The sequence below is a fragment of the Gordonia sp. CPCC 205515 genome, from assembly GCF_048537925.1.
In the GTDB taxonomy this organism is placed as follows: domain Bacteria; phylum Actinomycetota; class Actinomycetes; order Mycobacteriales; family Mycobacteriaceae; genus Gordonia.
The window spans coordinates 68,723-87,082 of the sequence record NZ_JBCLVJ010000014.1 but is presented as its reverse complement, the minus strand read 5'-3'; the positions used below and the strand labels follow the sequence as shown (position 1 = coordinate 87,082).

Genomic DNA, 18,360 nt, shown 5'->3' with positions numbered 1-18,360 from the left:
CGCACCGAGTAGAAGTAGGACGACGATGATCGACGAAACCCTCCTGGACGCCGAAGAGAAGATGGAGAAGGCGGTCACCGTCGCCAAGGAGGACATGGGTTCCATCCGCACCGGCCGTGCGAACCCGGCGATGTTCAACAAGGTGCATATCGAGTACTACGGCGCACTCACCCCGATCACCCAGGTCGCCGGAATCACCACGCCCGAGGCTCGGCTCGTCGTCATCAAGCCGTACGAGCCGTCGTCGCTGCGCGACATCGAGACCGCCATCCGCAACTCCGACCTCGGGGTGAACCCGACCAACGACGGCCACATCATCCGCGTGGCCATCCCGCAGCTCACCGAGGACCGTCGTAAGGAACTCGTCAAGCAGGCCAAGGGCAAGGGCGAGGACGCCAAGGTCGCCATCCGCAACGTGCGGCGCAAGGCCGTCGACGAACTCAAGCGCATCCAGAAGGACGGCGAGGCCGGCGAGGACGAGGTGACCCGCGCCGAGAAGGAAATCGACAAGACCACCCACGAGTACGTCGCCCAGGTCGACGAGCTGGTCAAGCACAAAGAGAACGAATTGCTCGAAGTGTGAGCGACACCGACAGCGCACCCGCCAAGAAGTCGCGGGCCGGCCGTGACCTGCCCGCGGCCATCGGCGTCGGGCTGACGCTCGGCATCGGCATCATCCTCACGCTGCTGTTCGCGCCGAAGGTCTGGTACGGCATCGTCGCGGTCGCGTTCGCGATCGCTACGTGGGAGGTCACCAAGCGGCTGCGTGACGGCGGCTATCAGGTCGCCCTGTGGCCGCTGCTGATCGGCGGTCAGGCGGTGATCTGGGCGGGCTGGCCGTGGGGCCAGACCGGTGTGCTGACCGCCTTCGTGGCGACCGTGCTGGTCTGCATGGTGTGGATGCTGCTGGAACAGGGCATCAATCATGCGCCCGAGAATTATCTGCGCAACCTCGCCGCCAGTGTCTTCGTCCTGGCGTGGCTACCGCTGCTGGCGTCGTTCGGCGCCTACATGGTGGTGCAGGATCACGGTGCGGCCCGGGTGGCGACGCTGATGGTCGTCGTCGTCTGCTCCGACGTCGGTGGCTATGCCGCGGGTGTGCTGTTCGGCAAGCATCCGATGGCGCCCGCGATCAGCCCCAAGAAATCCTGGGAAGGCCTGGTCGGGTCGTTGCTGGTCGGGACGGCCGGCGCGGTGGGCTGCGTGGTGTTCCTGCTCGACAGCGCCTGGTGGGTCGGTGTCGTCCTGGGCCCGGTGCTCGTGGTCTGCGCCACCCTCGGTGACCTCGTCGAATCCCAGGTCAAACGCGATCTCGGGATCAAGGACATGGGCACGCTGCTGCCCGGGCACGGCGGCATCATGGATCGCCTCGACTCGCTGCTGCCGTCGGCGTTCATCGTGTGGGCAGTGCTGACCGCCCTGCTCTAGCTCACCCGAGGACTGGTCTTTGCCTTCTTGAGTGCCCGGTTCATCTGGAACATTCGGAGTCCGCCGACCAGCGCGATGATCAGCGCGCCCGCGATGGCCGCGATCAGCAGACTGACCCCGAGCGGCAGGTTGACCTCCCACAGGAAGAGGTTGATCCTCTGCGAGTCCATGTTCTGCACGATGAAGATCAGCAGCAGGATGGTGATCACCGCGCCGATCACCAGACCCATGAAGGTTGCCCGGGTGCGGGTGTGTTCGACCTTCTTCACCTTGGTGCGCAGCGCGTTGCGCTCGTCGAGCAGCGCTTGGCGGTCCACCTCGGCCGACGACGGTTCGGGGGTCGCCGGCCCTGTCCCCAGCGGATCGGCACTGGTCTGGTCAACCGGGGGCTGCGGATCAGGATTCGTCATTCACCCATCATGACATGCGACAATGGCAACATGACGTCACTGCCGCTCGTGTTCGACGCGCCCAAGCGCGGGCGTCCGCCCACCCACTTCGCCGACCTCGACACCGAGGCCCGAATCGCTGCGCTCGCCGACCTCGGCCTGCCCAAGTTCCGCGCCAACCAACTGGCCCGGCAGTACTACGGCCGCCTCAACGGCGACGTCGAGGAGATGACCGACCTGCCGTCGGGTGCGCGAGAGGCGGTCGGGCAGAAGCTGTTTCCGTCGCTGCTGACCCCGGTCCGGCACATCGCCTGCGACGACGGCGACACCCGCAAGACGCTGTGGCGGTTGCACGACGGCACGCTGCTGGAAAGCGTGCTGATGCGCTACACCGACCGCAACACGCTCTGCATCTCGAGCCAGGCCGGCTGCGGCATGGCCTGCCCGTTCTGCGCCACCGGGCAGGGCGGTCTGGACCGCAATCTGTCCACCGCGGAGATCGTCGACCAGGTTCGGGCGGCCGCGCGGGCGTTGCGCGACGGTGAGTTCGGTCACGAGGGCCGGCTGTCGAATGTGGTGTTCATGGGCATGGGGGAGCCACTGGCCAACTACAAGCGGGTGGTCAGTGCGGTGCGGCAGATCACCTCACCGGCCCCCGACGGCCTCGGTATCTCCGCGCGCTCGGTGACCGTGTCCACCGTCGGACTCGCGCCGTCGATCCGACGCCTCGCCGACGAAGGACTCTCGGTGACGCTCGCGGTGTCGCTGCACACCCCCGACGACGAACTCCGCGACACCCTCGTACCGGTCAACAACCGCTGGTCCGTCCAAGAGGTGCTCGACGCGGCCCGCTACTACGCCGACACCACCGGACGACGGGTGTCGATCGAGTACGCGCTGATCCGGGACGTCAACGACCAGCCGTGGCGGGCAGATCTGCTCGGCAAGAAGCTGCACCAGGCGCTCGGCTCGCTGGTGCACGTGAATCTGATCCCGCTCAACCCGACGCCCGGATCAGAATGGGACGCCAGTCCCAAACCGGTGGAGCGAGAGTTCGTGCGGCGAGTGCGCGAGCAGGGTGTGTCGTGCACCGTCCGCGACACCCGCGGTCAGGAGATCGCCGCGGCGTGCGGTCAGCTCGCGGCCGAGGAACGCTGAGCGCGCCAGGCTTCCGGAGAGCGAAATGAGGTCGCACGCGGACTCATTTCGGTTTCGCGTACCCAGCTGAGTACGCGGAACCGAAATGACGTCGCATGCGACCTCGTCTCGAGACGTGCGCTAGTTCCGCCAGGTTCCGCGGGTGCTGAACGTGTTCTTGATCAGGAAGTACGCCAGGATCAACGCGGAGGCGGCGAGCCAGATGTCCTCGATGTGCCCGGTGTGGTTACCGATCATCATCAGCAGCAGGAACGCGACAAAGAACCAGCCGGCGACCATGAAGGTCTTCCTAGCCTGGCCGTGCCAGCCGAAACGCGCAGAGGGAGCATCGGCGGGCTCTCGCACCCAACCGGTGTCAACGGGCTCAACGTCGGTGCTTGCCACGGTGGCTCCTCACTGTCGTACGCGGCGACTCCGGGGACAGAACTCTGACGCCCGGTAGTAGTTCCCGCTCAGCATAGCGGTACCACCCGCGCACCGATGCGCGGACCGCGCCGCTGCGCCGAATCGGCTCTGCGGTGACAGAATGCGCGCATGTCCGAGAGCGCGCACCGCACCCTGGCCGACTATCGAGCCGAGGACTATCCCCGCGACATGGTTGGCTACGGCGCGTCGCCCCCCGATCCGCAGTGGCCGGGCGGTGCGAAGATCGCGGTGCAGTTCGTCCTCAACTACGAGGAGGGCTCGGAGAACAACGTCCTCGAAAACGACCGGGGCAGTGAGACTTTCCTATCCGAGATGATCGGCGCCCAGTCGTTCCCGAACCGGCACATGAGCATGGAGTCGCTCTACGAGTACGGATCGCGCGCCGGCGTGTGGCGCATCCTGCGCACCTTCTCCGAACGCGGGCTGCCGCTGACCATCTTCGCCGTCGCCCAGGCGATGGCCCGCAACCCGGAGGTCGTCGCCGCGTTCGCCGACCGTGGCGATGAGATCGCCTGCCACGGCTACCGCTGGCTCAACTATCAGATGGTCGACGAACACGTCGAACGCGAACACATGCGGGCGGCCATCGCACTGCTCACCGAGATCACCGGACAGCGACCGGTCGGCTGGTACACCGGCCGCGACTCACCCAACACGCGGCGGCTCGTGGTCGAACAAGGCGGGTTCGTCTACGACTCCGACAGCTACGCCGACGACCTGCCCTACTGGGTGAAGGTGCCGCACGCCGGCGACGAAATCGATCACCTCGTCGTGCCGTACACCATGGACACCAACGACATGCGGTTCGCGTCGCCGGGCGGATTCCCGTCCGGGGAACAGTTCTTCGCGCAGCTGCGCGACGCGTTCGACGTGCTCTACGCCGAGGGCGTGGCCGGTGCGCCGAAGATGCTGTCGGTGGGGCTGCACTGCCGGGTCGTCGGGCGGCCGTCGCGGCTCGCTGCCCTGCAGCGCTTCCTCGATCACGTGCAGTCCCACGACGACGTCTGGATCGCGCGTCGCATCGACATCGCCGAACACTGGCGGACGGTGCATCCCGTGTCGTAGGCACGCGCCACAATAGGAGGGTGACTCGCGTACTCATCCTCGGTTCCACCGGCTCGATCGGCGTCCAGGCGCTCGAGGTCATCGCCGAACACCCGGAACGATTCCAGGTGGTCGGGCTCGGTGCCGGGGGCGGCAACCTCGACCTCCTGCGGGAGCAGGCCACGGCGTTCGGCATCCCGACGAGTGCGCTCGCGGTGGCCGACGAGCAGGCCGCCCGCACTCTCTCCGACGACCTCGGCGGCCCGATTCTGGGCGGCCCGGACGCCATGTGTGAGCTGATCGACGCGGTCGACGCCGATGTGATTCTCAATGCGGTTGTCGGGTCGATCGGACTGCGCCCGAGCCTCGCCGCGCTGCGTTCCGGGGCCCGGCTGGCGCTGGCCAACAAGGAGTCCCTCGTCGCCGGCGGCTCGTTGGTGCTCGACGCCGCCGCACCCGGCCAGATCATGCCGGTCGACTCCGAACACTCGGCGATCGCCCAATGCCTACGGGCGGGCACCGCCGACGAAGTCGACCGGCTGGTGCTGACCGCCTCCGGCGGCCCGTTCCGCGGCTGGACCGCCGACGCTCTGGACGCCGTCACCCCCGAGCAGGCGGGACACCATCCGACGTGGTCGATGGGTCCGATGATCACGCTCAACTCGGCCACCCTGGTCAACAAAGCGCTCGAGGTCATCGAGGCTCACCTGCTGTTCAGCGTGGATTACGACCGCATCGACGTCACCGTGCACCCGCAGTCGATCGTGCACTCGATGGTCACCTTCGTCGACGGCGCAACCGTCGCGAAGGCGTCACCGCCGTCGATGAAACTGCCCATCGCGCTCGCGCTGGGATGGCCGGACCGGGTACCCGGATCGTCGTCGGCGTGTGACTTCTCCACCGCGTCGGCGTGGACCTTCGAACCCGCCGCCAACGCCGTCTCCCCGGCGACCGACCTCGCGCGCGAGGCCGGCCGGGGCGGGGGGTCGCTCACCGCCGTCTACAACGCGGCGAACGAGGCGGCCGCCGAAGGCTTCTTCGCAGGTGCGATCCGGTTCCCGCGGATCGTCGCGATCATCGGTGAGGTGCTCGCGCAGGCGGATCAGTGGCGCGCCGAGCCAGGTACTGTAGAGGAGGTTCTGGCCGCTGATCAGTGGGCGCGGACGCGCGCCGCGGAACTGGTCACGGCATATGCGGATGGAGTGAGTCAGTGAGTTTTGCGCTCGGCGTGGCGCTGTTCGCCGCGGCGTTGCTGCTGTCGGTGGCATGGCACGAATGCGGTCACATGTGGGCCGCGCAGGCGACCGGCATGAAGGTGCGCCGCTATTTCGTCGGCTTCGGACCCACCGTCTGGTCGACCCGCCGCGGCGAGACCGAATATGGCGTCAAGGCCCTGCCGCTCGGCGGTTTCTGCGACATCGCAGGCATGACCCCCTACGAGGAACTGACCGCCGACGAGAAGCCCCGCGCGATGTACGCGCAGAAGGCGTGGAAGCGCCTCGTCGTGCTGTTCGCCGGACCGGCACAGAACTTCATCCTCGGCTTCGTCCTGGTGTTCATCGTCGCCGTCGGCTGGGGACTGCCCAACCTCGACGGCACCGCGAAGGTCTACGTGGACCGCACCACGTGCGTCGCGGCGACGACCGACGCGAAGGGCGAACCCGTCGACTGCACCGGCACCGGACCCGCTGTACAGGCCGGCCTCCAGGCCGGCGACCAGATCATCGCCGTCAACGGACATCGGGTCGCCAACGCGCAGGATCTCGTTGCCGTCACGCAGAAGTCCACGGCGACCGCGACCGTCGAGGTGGCCCGCGACGGTCAGACCCAGACCTTCCAGGTGCCCGTCACCCAGGTCCAGCGGATGACCAAGAACGACGACGGATCGCTGAGCCCGGTCACCGTCGGCGCCATCGGCATCGGCCTGTCCCAGGACGGGATGAACCACTACAACGTGCTCACCGCCATCCCCGGCTCGATTGCCTTCACCGGCGACCTGTTCGTCGCGACCTGGGATGCCCTGCTGTCCCTGCCGTCGAAGATCGGCGCACTGTGGACCGCAGTCACCGGTGGCGAACGCTCCGCCGACACCCCGGTCAGCGTCTACGGCGCATCGGTGATGGGCGGGCAGGCCGCCGAACGCGGCGCGTGGAGCATGTTCCTGATGCTGCTGATCAGCGTCAACTTCTTCCTCGGCCTGTTCAACCTGGTGCCGTTGCTACCACTGGACGGCGGCCACATGGCCATCGTCGGGTACGAGAAGGGTCGCAACACGGTCCGTGGCTGGTTCGGTCGCGCACCCGGGGGCCCCGTCGACTACCTCAAGCTGATGCCGATCACCTACGCGGTGGTGATCGTGATGGGCGCCTTCATGGTGCTCACCCTGACCGCCGACATCATCAACCCGATCCAGGTTTTCTGACCGTTCCACACAGCCCGTTGCACCACCCAGCCAGCCCGTCGTTCCCAGAGGTGAAACAGATGAACAACCCGATCTCGGTCGGACTCGGCATGCCGGCCGCGCCGCCGCCCGTGCTCGCCCCCCGCCGCCAGACCCGACAGATCCAGGTCGGGTCGGTGGGCGTCGGCAGCGACCATCCGATCTCCGTGCAGTCGATGACCACCACGAAGACCCACGACATCAACGCGACGCTGCAGCAGATCGCGGAGCTGACCGCGTCGGGCTGCGACATCGTCCGCGTGGCCTGCCCACGCAACGAGGACGCCGAGGCGCTGCCCATCATCGCCAAGAAGTCGAAGATCCCGGTCATCGCCGACATCCACTTCCAGCCGCGCTACATCTTCGCCGCGATCGACGCCGGCTGCGCCGCGGTCCGTGTGAACCCCGGCAACATCAAGGAGTTCGACGGCCGGGTCAAGGAGGTCGCCAAGGCGGCAGGCGACGCGGGCATCCCGATCCGTATCGGTGTCAACGCCGGCTCGCTGGACAAGCGCATCCTGGAGAAATACGGCAAGGCCACCCCGGAGGCACTCGTCGAGTCGGCGCTGTGGGAGGCGGGCCTGTTCGAAGAGCACGGCTTCGGTGACATCAAGATCTCGGTCAAGCACAACGACCCGGTCGTCATGGTCGAGGCCTACCGGCAGCTCGCCGCCCAATGCGACTATCCGCTGCATCTCGGCGTGACCGAGGCCGGTCCCGCCTTCCAGGGCACCATCAAGTCGGCGGTCGCCTTCGGGGCCCTGCTGAGCGAGGGCATCGGCGACACCATTCGCGTCTCGCTCTCCGCGCCGCCGGCCGAAGAGGTGAAGGTCGGCGACCAGATCCTGCAGTCGCTCAACCTGCGGCCCCGCAAGCTCGAGATCGTTTCCTGCCCGTCTTGCGGACGGGCCCAGGTCGACGTCTACAAGCTCGCCGACGCCGTGACCGCGGGACTCGAGGGCATGGAGGTGCCACTGCGTGTCGCGGTCATGGGCTGCGTCGTCAACGGCCCTGGTGAGGCCCGCGAAGCCGACCTCGGTGTGGCGTCCGGCAACGGCAAGGGACAGATCTTCGTGAAGGGTGAGGTCATCAAGACCGTGCCCGAAGCGCAGATCGTGGAGACCTTGATCGAAGAAGCGCTGCGGATTGCGGGGGAGTCGGGTGACACTGGTGAGGACACGGAAGTGGGTTCGCCGATCGTCACGGTGAGCTGACCCCCGGCCCGAGTGGACAGGAGCAGTGGTGCTGAAGCTGCTGGGCGACCGCCCACTGGGTGCGCGCGACGCACCGGTGGTCGAACGCGTGATGTCGTCGGATCCGGTGGCGATGTGCATGGTGGCCGCCCGCTTCGAATCGCACGGCATCAACCCGCGACTGCTCGGCGGTGAACTGTGGACCGTCGACAACCCGACGACGTCGCTGTGCTTCTCCGGTGCCAACCTCATCCCGTTGCTCGGCGGCGTGTCGGACATGGAGAGCTTCGCCGACCGCGCGGCCGCGGCCGCCCGCGTGTGTTCCTCGATCGTCGGCCGTGCCGAACTCGTCCTACCGTTCTGGGACCGCATCGGTGCGTCGTGGGGTCCCGCCCGTGAGGTGCGCGAGGCGCAACCGCTGATGGCGCTCACCGGTCCGCCGGTGGTGCCGCCCGACCCCGCGGTCCGTCTGGTCACCCTCGACGACCTCGACGCCTACCTGCCGGCCGCGATCGACATGTTCATCGGCGAGGTGGGCGTGGACCCGTGCGCCGGTGACGGCGGGCGGTCGTACCGTCGTCGACTGGCATCACTGATCTCGGCGCAACGCGTGTTCGCCCGGTTCGACCGCGGTCAAGTCGTCTTCAAGGCTGAAATCGGTTCTCTCTCAAGAAGAGTCGGGCAAATTCAGGGGGTCTGGGTGGCGCCGGATCGGCGCGGCGGGGGGCTCGGCGCGACCGGTACGGCGGCGGTCGCCGCGGCCATCCTCGCGCACGGCCGGACACCGAGCCTCTACGTCAACAGCTTCAACGTGGCCGCCCGCGAGGCCTACCGCCGCGTCGGTTTCGCCGAGGTCGGCACCTTCGCCACGATTCTCGTCGACTGATTTCTCCCACGACCCGCGCGTGGCGCGGCGGTTTCGTCACGATTGCGCATTAAAGTCGTAACTGATGTGGCAGATGAGACGACGTGTAATCAGCGTGACGTGTGTGTCGGTGAGTGCCGCCGTCACTCTCGGAGTGGCCGGCTGCGCCACCGTCGACGACGGACCGCGGCAGGCCGTCGAACGATTCCTGGCTGCCTACGGAACCAACAACACTGCCGGGGCCGCAGACCTCACCGACAACCCCACGCAGGCGCGTACCGATCTGACCGCGGCGTGGGAAGGTCTCGCGGCGACGAAGCTGACCTCCTCGACGGGGCGGGCGCGGGTCAACGGTGACACCGCCGACGTCGACGTCACCTATCGCTGGGAGTTGCCGCGCGGTCGGCAGTGGAGTTACCCGGCCACGGTGAAGATGACCCGATCCGACGCCGCCGGCTGGACGGTGCGTTGGACGTCGACCGACATTCACCCGGAACTCGGTGCCAATCAACGACTTTCGCTGCGCACCGTGGAGGCGCCGCGGGCCACGGTGAACGAGTCCGACGGCTCGCGGGTGATGACCAACGGCACGGTCGTGGGCATCAACTTCGACGCCAAGCAGGCCGCCGCGAGCGGGTCGGTGGCCGATTCGGTCACCCGTCTGGTGTCCGCGCTGCACGGCGTCGACCCGACGTTGTCGGCGCAGAAGATCGCCGAGGACGCCACGGCGACCGACGGTCAGTACCCGATCACCCGGATGTCGCATCAGACCTTCGACCGCCTGCGGGACCGCCTGGCCATCCCCGGTGTCGTGCACAACGAGCAGGCCGAACTCGTACCGACCGACAAGAACTTCGCGCCGGCATTGCTGTCGGAAGTGAAGAAGGTCGTCGATGGTGAGGTCGACGGTCGGGTCGGGTGGCGAGTGGTCACCGTCAATCCCAACGGGCTCGATGCCGATGTCCTCGAAGATCATGCCGCCCAGCCCTCTCCGTCGATCTCGTTGAGTTTGTCGCGGCAGGTGCAGACCGCGGCGCAGCGGGCGGTCGACGCGACCAACCGGTTCCAGATCGCCATGGTGGTGATCCAGCCGTCGACCGGGCACATTCTGGCGATCGCGCAGAACTCCGCGGCCGACCGCAACGGGTCGATCGCGACGACCGGTCTCTACCCACCCGGCTCGACCTTCAAGATGGTCACCGCCGCCGCGGCGATCTCTCGGAACATCGCGCACCCCGAGTCGATGGTGCCGTGTCCGGGGGAGATCGAGATCGGGCCGCGTCGAATCCCGAACTACGACCGGTTCTCGCTCGGCACGGTGCCCATGTTCAGTGCGTTCGCCAACTCGTGCAACACCACCTTCGCCCACCTCGCCAGCAAGATGGGGCCGTCGGATCTGGCGCACACCGCCGCGGCGATGGGTGTCGGCGAACAGTACGAGATCGCCGGTCTCGACGCGGTGTCCGGGTCGGTGCCGATCGCGCCGGGGCTGGTGGCGCGCAGTGAGGACGGATTCGGTCAGGGACGCGTGCTGGTCAGTCCGCTGGGCCTGTCGCTGGTCGCAGCGACCGTGGCGCACAACGGGAAAGCGCCGGTGCCGCAATTGATCCTGGGGAAGCCGACGAAGGTCATCGGCCCGCAGCCGACGTTGGACCCGGCGGTGGTCGCGCAGTTGCGGCCGATGATGCGCGCAGTGGTGACCGAGGGCACCGGCACCGCGATCGCGGGGCAGGGCAACGTGCTCGGCAAGACCGGTGAGGCCGAGTTCGACGGTGGCTCGCACGCGTGGTTCGCCGGCTACCGCGGCGATCTCGCGTTCGCGACGCTGGTCGTACGGGGCGGCGACTCGAACAACGCGGTTGGCGTCACCCGCGACTTCTTCTCCTTCCTGCCGCCGGGCTACGCCACCGCCACCGCGTCCTGAGCGCGTCGGCCATTCGGTCGATCACGGCCACCGGATTCGACGCCGCGGGAGTGTATGTCGGGCGATGGGGATCGGTTGCCGAGTAGGGTTCGGACCATGTCGAATCCGAATGAGCCTTTCGGCCGTCCGCAGCAGCCGGGACAGCCCGGTTACGGGCAACAGCCGCCGAGCGAGCAGCAGCCGTACGATCAACCACCACAGGGGTATCCCGGTCCGGGACAACCCCAATCGGGTCAGCCGGGTGAGGGACAGGCGCCGTATGGGCAGCCCCAGTATGGACAACCCCAGTACGGCCAACCTCAATACGGCCAACCCCAGCCGGGGCAGTCGCCGTATGGCCAGCCCCAGTACGGGCAACCGCAGTATGGGCAACCGCAGTACGGGCAACCGCAGTACGGGCAACCCCAGCCGGGGCAGTCGCCGTACGGCCAGCCCCAGTACGGTCAGCCGCAACCCGGACAGCCCGCCTACGGGCAATCACACCCGGGACAGTCCCAGCCGGGCCAACCCCAACAGGGACAGCCCGCCTATGGCCAACCGCCGGCCGGTCAGCAACCCTACGGTCAGCCGTACGGGGCCGCGCAGCAACCCGGAGCCGGGTATCCCCCCGCCGGGTACGGTCACCAGGGCGGCGGTCACTACCCGCCCGCCGGTGCTACGGCCGGTGGCAAGCTGGCCGGTCTCATCCCGGTGATCTACTGGGTGCTGGCGGGTATCTCGTTGCTCATCATGATCAGCGCCTTCCTACCGTGGGTGAGCGCAGCGGGTAAGTCCTACAACGGTTTCGGAGGCAACGACAATGCCTCCGATGGCATGATCACGCTGATCCTCGCGTTGATCGCGGCCGCGGTTGCTCTCGCCGCGGTGTTCGTCGCGCGGGTGCCGCTGCTGGGATTGGCGGCCGGGGCGGTCGCGGTGCTGGCCGGTCTGGTCATCACGATCGTCGGTTTCCGCGACATCAGCGACGTGAACAATGCCAAGGACCAGTTGAGCAACATCCCCACCAACATCCCGGGCCTGCCGTCGAACATGCAGCCGACGCTGCCGGACCTCGACATCAGTGTCGGGATCGGTTTGTGGTTCACCGTGATCCTGGGTGTGCTGCTGATCGTCGCGGGTGTGGTCGCGGCGATCCCCGGGTTCGGTGCCCTCACCAACAAGCGCTGATCGGCGTCGTGATCAGTGCCGTCGGGGCACGATGACGGGTTGTCCCGACTCGGGGTGATCCCAGATCTCGACGGGGTGGTCGTAGGTGCTCGACAGCAGTTCCGCGGTCATCACGTCGCGGGTCGGGCCCTGGGCCAGGATGTGCCCGTCCTTCATCAGCGCCACCCGGTCGGCGTAGGCGGCGGCCAGCGACAGGTCGTGCACCACCAGCAGGATGGCGGTTCCGGCGTCGCGGGCCGCCCGCAGGATGTCGAGGACCGCCTCCTGATGGTGGATGTCGAGCGCCGCGGTCGGTTCGTCGAGCAGCATCACCGGCGCCTGCTGGGCCAGCGCCCGGGCCAGGGAGACGCGTGCCTGCTGTCCGCCGGAGAGCTGGGCGAACGGGCGGTCGATGATCTCCTGCAGGTCGCAGGCGCGGATGGCGTCGTCGATGACCTGCGGTGACTGCGCGGCCTGCGGCGTCCGCAGCCATGGGAACCGGCCCATCTCGACGACCTCGCCGACGGAAAACGGGGTGTCGCCGCGGTTTTGCTGCGTCATGAACGAGCGTTGCCGGGCGAGTTCCCGCGATGACAGGTCGGCCACCGAATGCCCGTTGATGCGGATGCTGCCGCCGTCGGGGCGTCGTAGATGCGCGATCACCGACAGGAGTGTCGACTTGCCGCAGCCGTTGGGGCCGACGAGCGCGAGGAGTTCGCCGGGTGCCACGCGCAGCGACACGTCGTGCACCACCTCACGCCCACCGAGGGACACGGTCACGTGCTCGGCGACGACACCCGTTTCACCGCCATCGGCAGCGGCCGCGGTCACCACCCGGCACCCGCGTGACGGCTGCGGCGCAACAGGATGAAGAACACCGGGCCGCCGACCAGCGAGGTGAACACGCCGAGCGGCAGGTCGGCGTCACCCATCACGGTGCGCGATGCCAGGTCGGCGGCGGCGATGACGATGGCACCGCCGATGATGCTGGTGGGCAACAGGATCGCGTGCCGCGGCCCAACGATCAGCCGCATCAGGTGCGGCACGATCAGCCCGACGAACATGATGATGCCGGCGAATGCGACCGCCGCGGCGGTGAGGATCGCGACCAGCACGATGACCTGCCGCCGCACATTCTCCACGTTGATGCCCAGCGACGCCGCCTGGATCTCGCCGAGCGCCAGCAGATCGAGCTTGTGTACCAACAGCATCGACGCCGCCACACCCGCGATCACCAGCGGCAGCACCACCCACACTGAACTCCACGTGGCGCCGGCGAGTGAGCCGAGTTGCCAGAACACGATCTGCTCACGGGCGGCGGTGGTGGCGACGAACGTGAGGTAGGCGATGATGCCGAGCGCGAAGGCGTTGACCGCGATACCGGTGAGCACCAACATGATCGCCGACGACGAGCCGTCGCGCAGCGACATGATGTAGACCGCGGCCGCGGTCGCCAGGCCGAAGACGAACGCGGCACCGGCCAGGGCCCAACCGTTCACGCCGACTCCGCCGATGACGATCATCAGGCAGGCGCCGACCGCGGCCCCCGACGACACCCCGATCACGCCGGGTTCGGCGAGGGGATTGGCCAGCACCCCCTGCAGCAGGCAGCCTGCGGCGCCGAGCGCCGCACCGACGAGCAGGCCCAGCACGATCCGCGGGAAGCGGATGATCCACAGCGTGTGTTCGCCCTGCGGGTGCTGCGGCAGCGGACCGATCTGCAGGTGGAAGTGATGGGCGAGGCTGCCGAGGACTTCCGACGGTGGGATCACGACCTGCCCGATCCCAGCCGAGATCACCACGACGACGGCCAGCAGTACCAGCATCGTCGCCACCACGAGCACGTTGCGTCGGGTGCGGGACGCGGGCCGCAGGTGGCGTCGCGCCGACTCGTCGGCTTCGGTGGTCGTCGGGGTCGTCATACGTAGATCGCCTGCGCCAGCGAGCCCAGCACCTGCCCGATGTCGGGACCGAACGCGAGGATCTCGGTCTGATCCATCTCGACGATGCGGCGGGCGCGGCCGGCGTTGGTGTCGGCGATGCCGGGCAGTCCGATCACCCCGTCGATCCCGCCGACCGACTCTGCGCCCTGGGTCATCACCAGGATCACGTCCGGGTTGGCCTTGACCATCGCCTCGGCCGTGACCGCGGTGTATGCCCCGGTGAGGTCGGCGTTGTCGGCCGCATCCGTGCCGCCGAGTTCCTTGATCAGGTCGTCGGCACCCGAGCCGGGACCGGCCAGCAGCACCAGTCGCGGACCGCGGATGTACACGAACGCGATCGTCGGATTCCCCGACGGGTTCGGCACGGACTTCTGCGCTTCGGCGATCTCGTCGTCGGTGCGTTTGACCAGTGCTTCACCGGCGTCGTGCACGCCGAGAGCTGCGGCCACCGACCGGATCAGCGTCGGAGTGGTGTCCAGGGTTCGGGTCGCGGAGAACGCGACGACCGGGATCTTGGCCGCACGGATCTGATCGACCGCCTGCGGTGGGATGGTGTTCTCGTCGACCAGCAGCACGGTGGGGCGCAGTGCGAGGACCTTCTCCGCGTTGAGTGTGTGGCCGGTGTTGGTCACCAGCGGCTTGTTCAACGCCGACGGGAAGGCGGTCGAGGTGTCGCGCCCCACCACGCGGGGTCCGAGGCCGAGCGCGAACACGATGTTGCCGAGCGTCCCGTTGCGGTCGACGGCGATGATGCGGCTGGTGTCGGTGACGGTCACTGGCGGATGACCCACCGAGTCGACGGTCACCGGTAGCTGCGGGGTGGGGTTGTCGGCGACCGGCACGACGTCGGTGCGGGGGAGTTCGGCAGTCGACGGCCCGTTGCGCAGATGTGCCGATGCCGGGACCGACCGGTCGGCCTGTTCGATGGGTGCGGTGGTGCAACCGCCCAGCACCAGAGTGAGGATCAACGCCACCAGGAGCGCACCCAGCGCCGTCGCCCGGCCTCGCCGGCGTCTGACACCCCGCACCGTCATCTCCTCGTCTCAGCTGGTTACGGGGCACCGTTTGCCCCGAAAGCCTTAGGACCACCTTAGTGGTCGAGTTCGGGCGGTCCGTTCGTCAGGCATACAGTGGAATCCATGACTGTGCGCGCTGCCCTGAGGCCCGGCACCCTCTCGCCGACCCGTGCCGTTCCCGACTCCATCGACCGCCCCGAGTACGCGTGGAAGGCCACCGCCAACGAGGGCCATGAGCCGTGGGTGCAGACCCCGGAGACCATCGAGAAGGTGCGCATCGCCGGCAAGATCGCGGCCAACGCTCTGCACGAGGCGGGCCGCGCCGTCGCATCCGGGGTCACCACCGACGAACTCGACCGGATCGCCCATGAGTACATGATCGATCACGGTGCATACCCATCGACGTTGGGCTACAAGAGCTTTCCCAAATCCTGCTGTACCTCGCTGAACGAGATCATCTGCCACGGGATCCCCGACTCGACGGTCATCTCCGACGGTGACATCGTCAACATCGACGTCACCGCCTATATCGACGGGGTGCATGGCGACACCAATGCCACCTTCCTGGCCGGCAATGTCTCCCAGGAGGCGGCCGATCTGGTCGAGCGCACCCGGATCGCCACCGAACGCGCGATCAAGGCGGTCAAACCGGGACGCGAACTCAATGTGGTGGGCCGGGTCATCGAGTCCTATGCCAACCGCTTCGGCTACAACGTCGTGCGCGATTTCACCGGCCACGGTATCGGTGAGACATTCCACAACGGACTCGTCGTGCTGCACTACGACGAACCCAACGTCGACACCGTCCTCGAACCGGGCATGGTCTTCACCATCGAACCGATGATCAATCTCGGTGGGCTCGGCTACGAGATCTGGGACGACGGTTGGACCGTCGCCACCACCGACAAGAAGTGGACCGCCCAGTTCGAGCACACCCTCGTGGTGACCGAGGACGGCGCCGAGATCCTCACGCTGCCGGACTAGTGCGCGGCGCGCTGCTCGTCGGAGGCACCACCTCCGACGCGGGCAAGAGTCTCGTCGTCACCGGACTGTGCCGGCTGCTGGCCCGCCAGGGCGTGCGGGTGGCGCCGTTCAAGGCGCAGAACATGTCCAACAACTCCGTCGTGACCCTCGACGGCGGGGAGATCGGGCGGGCGCAGGCGCTGCAGGCGTTTGCCTGTGGTTTGGCGCCGTCGACCCGGTTCAATCCGGTGCTGCTCAAACCGGGCAGCGACCGCCGATCGCACGTGGTGGTGCGCGGACAACCCGCCGGTGACGTCGGTGCCGCTGACTACCACACCCGGCGCACCGAGCTCGCCGGCCTCGTCGCCGACGAATTCGCCTCGCTCCGTGCGGAATTCGATGTCGTGATCGCCGAGGGGGCCGGATCGGTGGCCGAGATCAACCTGCGCGCCACCGACATCGCCAACATGGGCCTCGCCCAGGCCGCACGGCTGCCGGTCCTACTGGTGACCGACATCGACCGCGGCGGCTCGCTGGCCCACCTGTTCGGCACCACCGCCATCCTCGACCCGGCCGACCAGGCACTGATCGCCGGCTACCTCATCAACAAGTTCCGCGGCGACCCGTCGATCCTGGCTCCCGGACTCGACGCACTGCGCGAGCTCACCGGACGCCCCACCCTCGGGGTGATTCCCTACGCCGACGATCTGTGGATCGACGCCGAGGACTCCCTGGCCGTCCCGGTCGGCCGACGCGTCGGGCCGCCTGATCGGCGGGACACGGCCGATGCCCGGCTGAGCGTGGCCGCGATCCGACTCCCGCGAGTGTCCAACTCCACCGACGTCGAGGCACTGGCCTGCGAACCCGGCGTTGACGTCACCTGGGTCGACGACCCCGCCGCGGTCGCCGCCGCGGACCTGGCCGTGCTGCCCGGGACCCGCGCCACCGTGTCCGACCTCGGGTGGTTGCGCGAGCGGGGGATCGGCGCGGCCCTCGTCGACCGCGCCCGCCGTGCACGGCCGATCATCGGGATCTGCGGCGGGTTCCAGATGCTCGGCCGCCGCATCGACGATCCCGTCGAATACCCGGGCCACGGTGTCGTCGACGGGCTGGGCATTCTCGACCTCGACGTCACCTTTCACGCCGACAAGACGCTCCGGCAGGTCCGCGGGCACGCCGAGCAGACCGCGGTGGACGGCTATGAGATCCACCACGGACGGGTCACGCGTTCCGCGGAACGTCCGTGGATCGTCGACGACACGCTCGGCCCGGAGGGGGCAGTGGTCGGCCCGGTGCGCGGGACGCACTGGCACGGGCTGTTGGCGAACGACGCTTTCCGCCGTGACCTGCTGCGACGCATCGCCGACGAGGCCGGGAAGCCCGATTTCGACGTCGCGACCGACACCGTCGTCGACAGGGTTCGCACCGCCCAGGTCGATCTCATCGCCGACCTGCTCGACGCGCACATCGACCTCACTGCGCTGACTGACATCATCGAACACGGGGCATCGGCCGACCTCCCGACGATCACCCACCACCTCGACTGACCTGCACTGTCCGTCGGCGGACCGCTGCGTCGCCTATTCTGGGCCGGTGGATACCGAACAGCGTGCGGTCAGGGTAGGGGAGCTCACCTTCGATGTCGAGATCGGCGGCCCCGACGGCGGCAAGTGGGTGCTGCTGCTCCACGGGTTCCCGGTCAACGGCTCGTGCTATGCCGAGGTCGTGCCGCGGCTGCATGAAAGCGGTTTGCGGACAATCGTTCTGAACCAACGCGGATACAGTGCGGGCGCACGCCCGGAGGGTGTGGAGAACTACCGGATCGAGCACCTGGTCGCCGACGCGATCGGTGTCCTCGACGCGCTCGAGGTCCAGTACGCCCTGCTCGTCGGCCATGATTGGGGCAGCCTCGTCGGCTGGCACCTCGCGGCCAAGCACCCGGACCGATTCACCGGCTACGTGGCGGCGAGCATCGGGCATCCGTCGGCCATCCGGGATGCGTTGGAGGGCAGCGATCAACGTGACCGGTCGTCCTATATCAAGGATTTCATCGCCGAGGGCGCGGAGAAGACGTTGCTCGCCCGTAAGGGCGTGCTGCTGCGCCGCGCCGGGGTGAGCGCAGAGGAACTCGTGCCGTTGTCCGAGCCGGGCGCGATGACCGCCGCACTCAACTGGTACCGGGCCAACTTCACGGGCGACATCGCCGCCAATCTGGCGTGCGGCCCGGTCGAGGTGCCCACGACGATGGTGTGGAGCGACGACGATCCGACGTCGAGCCGCGAGCAGGCCGCCGGCAGCTCGCGCTACTGCTACTCCGAATACCGGTTCTGCGAACTGCCCGGTGTCGACCACTGGATACCGCAGCACGCGGCCCCGGCCCTCGCCAGTGAGATCGCGTTGCGGTCGGCGGTGTTCTGAGCCCGGT

At 68.0% G+C, this 18,360-nt stretch carries 18 protein-coding genes; 13 read left to right on the top strand and 5 right to left on the bottom strand.

All coding sequences use genetic code 11. The annotated features are described in order from the left end of the window. Positions 1 to 25 precede the first annotated feature (25 nt). A complete protein-coding gene (gene frr / locus AAFP30_RS21275) occupies positions 26 to 583 on the top strand; it encodes a ribosome recycling factor (protein ID WP_419232011.1) in 558 nt (185 codons plus the stop codon). Beyond that, complete coding sequence (locus AAFP30_RS21270) at positions 580 to 1,428, top strand: phosphatidate cytidylyltransferase (RefSeq protein ID WP_419232010.1); 849 nt, start codon at positions 580 to 582, stop codon at positions 1,426 to 1,428. The genes frr and AAFP30_RS21270 overlap by 4 nt, the downstream gene beginning before the upstream one ends. Here AAFP30_RS21270 and AAFP30_RS21265 read toward each other — a convergent pair. Then, the gene (locus tag AAFP30_RS21265; protein WP_419232009.1) at positions 1,425 to 1,838 is read right to left on the bottom strand and encodes a LapA family protein; all 414 of its coding nucleotides are present in this window, start codon (positions 1,836 to 1,838) and stop codon (positions 1,425 to 1,427) included. The genes AAFP30_RS21270 and AAFP30_RS21265 overlap by 4 nt on opposite strands. Positions 1,839 to 1,868: 30 nt before the next feature. On the opposite strand from AAFP30_RS21265, the gene rlmN reads away from it, so the two are divergent. After that, positions 1,869 to 2,975: a 23S rRNA (adenine(2503)-C(2))-methyltransferase RlmN gene (gene rlmN, locus AAFP30_RS21260; protein WP_419232008.1), complete on the top strand. Its 1,107-nt coding sequence runs from the start codon at positions 1,869 to 1,871 to the stop codon at positions 2,973 to 2,975. A 120-nt stretch (positions 2,976 to 3,095) separates the two neighbouring features. Here rlmN and AAFP30_RS21255 read toward each other — a convergent pair whose 3' ends face one another. Beyond that, positions 3,096 to 3,359 (bottom strand): DUF2631 domain-containing protein, encoded by a 264-nt coding sequence (locus AAFP30_RS21255; protein ID WP_419232007.1) that lies wholly within the window; start codon positions 3,357 to 3,359, stop codon positions 3,096 to 3,098. A 150-nt stretch (positions 3,360 to 3,509) separates the two neighbouring features. On the opposite strand from AAFP30_RS21255, the gene puuE reads away from it, so the two are divergent. The 7 genes from puuE to AAFP30_RS21220 all read left to right on the top strand — a co-directional run bounded on the left by puuE (position 3,510) and on the right by AAFP30_RS21220 (position 12,034). Beyond that, complete coding sequence (puuE, locus tag AAFP30_RS21250; protein WP_419232006.1) at positions 3,510 to 4,466, top strand: allantoinase PuuE; 957 nt, start codon at positions 3,510 to 3,512, stop codon at positions 4,464 to 4,466. Positions 4,467 to 4,486: 20 nt separating this feature from the next. After that, the gene (gene dxr / locus AAFP30_RS21245) at positions 4,487 to 5,659 is read left to right on the top strand and encodes a 1-deoxy-D-xylulose-5-phosphate reductoisomerase (RefSeq protein WP_419232005.1); all 1,173 of its coding nucleotides are present in this window, start codon (positions 4,487 to 4,489) and stop codon (positions 5,657 to 5,659) included. Beyond that, positions 5,656 to 6,867, top strand: coding sequence for a M50 family metallopeptidase (locus AAFP30_RS21240; RefSeq protein WP_419232004.1), 1,212 nt, complete (start codon positions 5,656 to 5,658; stop codon positions 6,865 to 6,867). Before dxr ends, AAFP30_RS21240 begins: the two co-directional genes overlap by 4 nt. A gap of 59 nt (positions 6,868 to 6,926) precedes the next feature. Further along, the gene (gene ispG / locus AAFP30_RS21235; RefSeq protein ID WP_419232003.1) at positions 6,927 to 8,099 is read left to right on the top strand and encodes a flavodoxin-dependent (E)-4-hydroxy-3-methylbut-2-enyl-diphosphate synthase; all 1,173 of its coding nucleotides are present in this window, start codon (positions 6,927 to 6,929) and stop codon (positions 8,097 to 8,099) included. Positions 8,100 to 8,127: 28 nt separating this feature from the next. Then, a complete protein-coding gene (locus AAFP30_RS21230; protein ID WP_419232002.1) occupies positions 8,128 to 8,964 on the top strand; it encodes a GNAT family N-acetyltransferase in 837 nt (278 codons plus the stop codon). A 64-nt stretch (positions 8,965 to 9,028) separates the two neighbouring features. After that, positions 9,029 to 10,867 (top strand): penicillin-binding transpeptidase domain-containing protein, encoded by a 1,839-nt coding sequence (locus AAFP30_RS21225; protein ID WP_419232001.1) that lies wholly within the window; start codon positions 9,029 to 9,031, stop codon positions 10,865 to 10,867. Between the two features lie 96 nt (positions 10,868 to 10,963). Continuing rightward, complete coding sequence (locus AAFP30_RS21220; RefSeq protein ID WP_419232000.1) at positions 10,964 to 12,034, top strand: hypothetical protein; 1,071 nt, start codon at positions 10,964 to 10,966, stop codon at positions 12,032 to 12,034. 12 nt (positions 12,035 to 12,046) lie between these two features. On the opposite strand, the gene AAFP30_RS21215 is transcribed toward AAFP30_RS21220, so the two are convergent. The 3 genes from AAFP30_RS21215 to AAFP30_RS21205 are packed head-to-tail and all read right to left on the bottom strand — an operon-like array spanning position 12,047 to position 14,945. Next, entirely contained in the window at positions 12,047 to 12,847 is an 801-nt protein-coding gene (locus tag AAFP30_RS21215; protein ID WP_419231999.1) for a heme ABC transporter ATP-binding protein, read from the bottom strand. Further along, positions 12,841 to 13,935 carry a FecCD family ABC transporter permease gene (locus tag AAFP30_RS21210; protein WP_419231998.1) on the bottom strand — a complete coding sequence of 365 codons (1,095 nt, stop codon included), beginning with the start codon at positions 13,933 to 13,935 and terminating at the stop codon, positions 12,841 to 12,843. Before AAFP30_RS21210 ends, AAFP30_RS21215 begins: the two co-directional genes overlap by 7 nt. Further along, positions 13,932 to 14,945: a heme/hemin ABC transporter substrate-binding protein gene (locus tag AAFP30_RS21205; RefSeq protein ID WP_419232078.1), complete on the bottom strand. Its 1,014-nt coding sequence runs from the start codon at positions 14,943 to 14,945 to the stop codon at positions 13,932 to 13,934. The genes AAFP30_RS21210 and AAFP30_RS21205 overlap by 4 nt, the downstream gene beginning before the upstream one ends. Positions 14,946 to 15,095: 150 nt before the next feature. Here AAFP30_RS21205 and map point away from each other — a divergent pair, with 150 nt between their 5' ends. The 3 genes from map to AAFP30_RS21190 are packed head-to-tail and all read left to right on the top strand — an operon-like array spanning position 15,096 to position 18,353. Further along, positions 15,096 to 15,956, top strand: a complete 861-nt coding sequence (gene map / locus AAFP30_RS21200; RefSeq protein WP_419231997.1) for a type I methionyl aminopeptidase — start codon at positions 15,096 to 15,098, stop codon at positions 15,954 to 15,956. Continuing rightward, a complete protein-coding gene (locus AAFP30_RS21195; protein WP_419231996.1) occupies positions 15,956 to 17,482 on the top strand; it encodes a cobyric acid synthase in 1,527 nt (508 codons plus the stop codon). Before map ends, AAFP30_RS21195 begins: the two co-directional genes overlap by 1 nt. 46 nt (positions 17,483 to 17,528) lie before the next feature. After that, on the top strand, positions 17,529 to 18,353 hold the full coding sequence (locus AAFP30_RS21190; protein ID WP_419231995.1) for an alpha/beta fold hydrolase: 825 nt from the start codon (positions 17,529 to 17,531) through the stop codon (positions 18,351 to 18,353). Positions 18,354 to 18,360 lie beyond the last annotated feature (7 nt).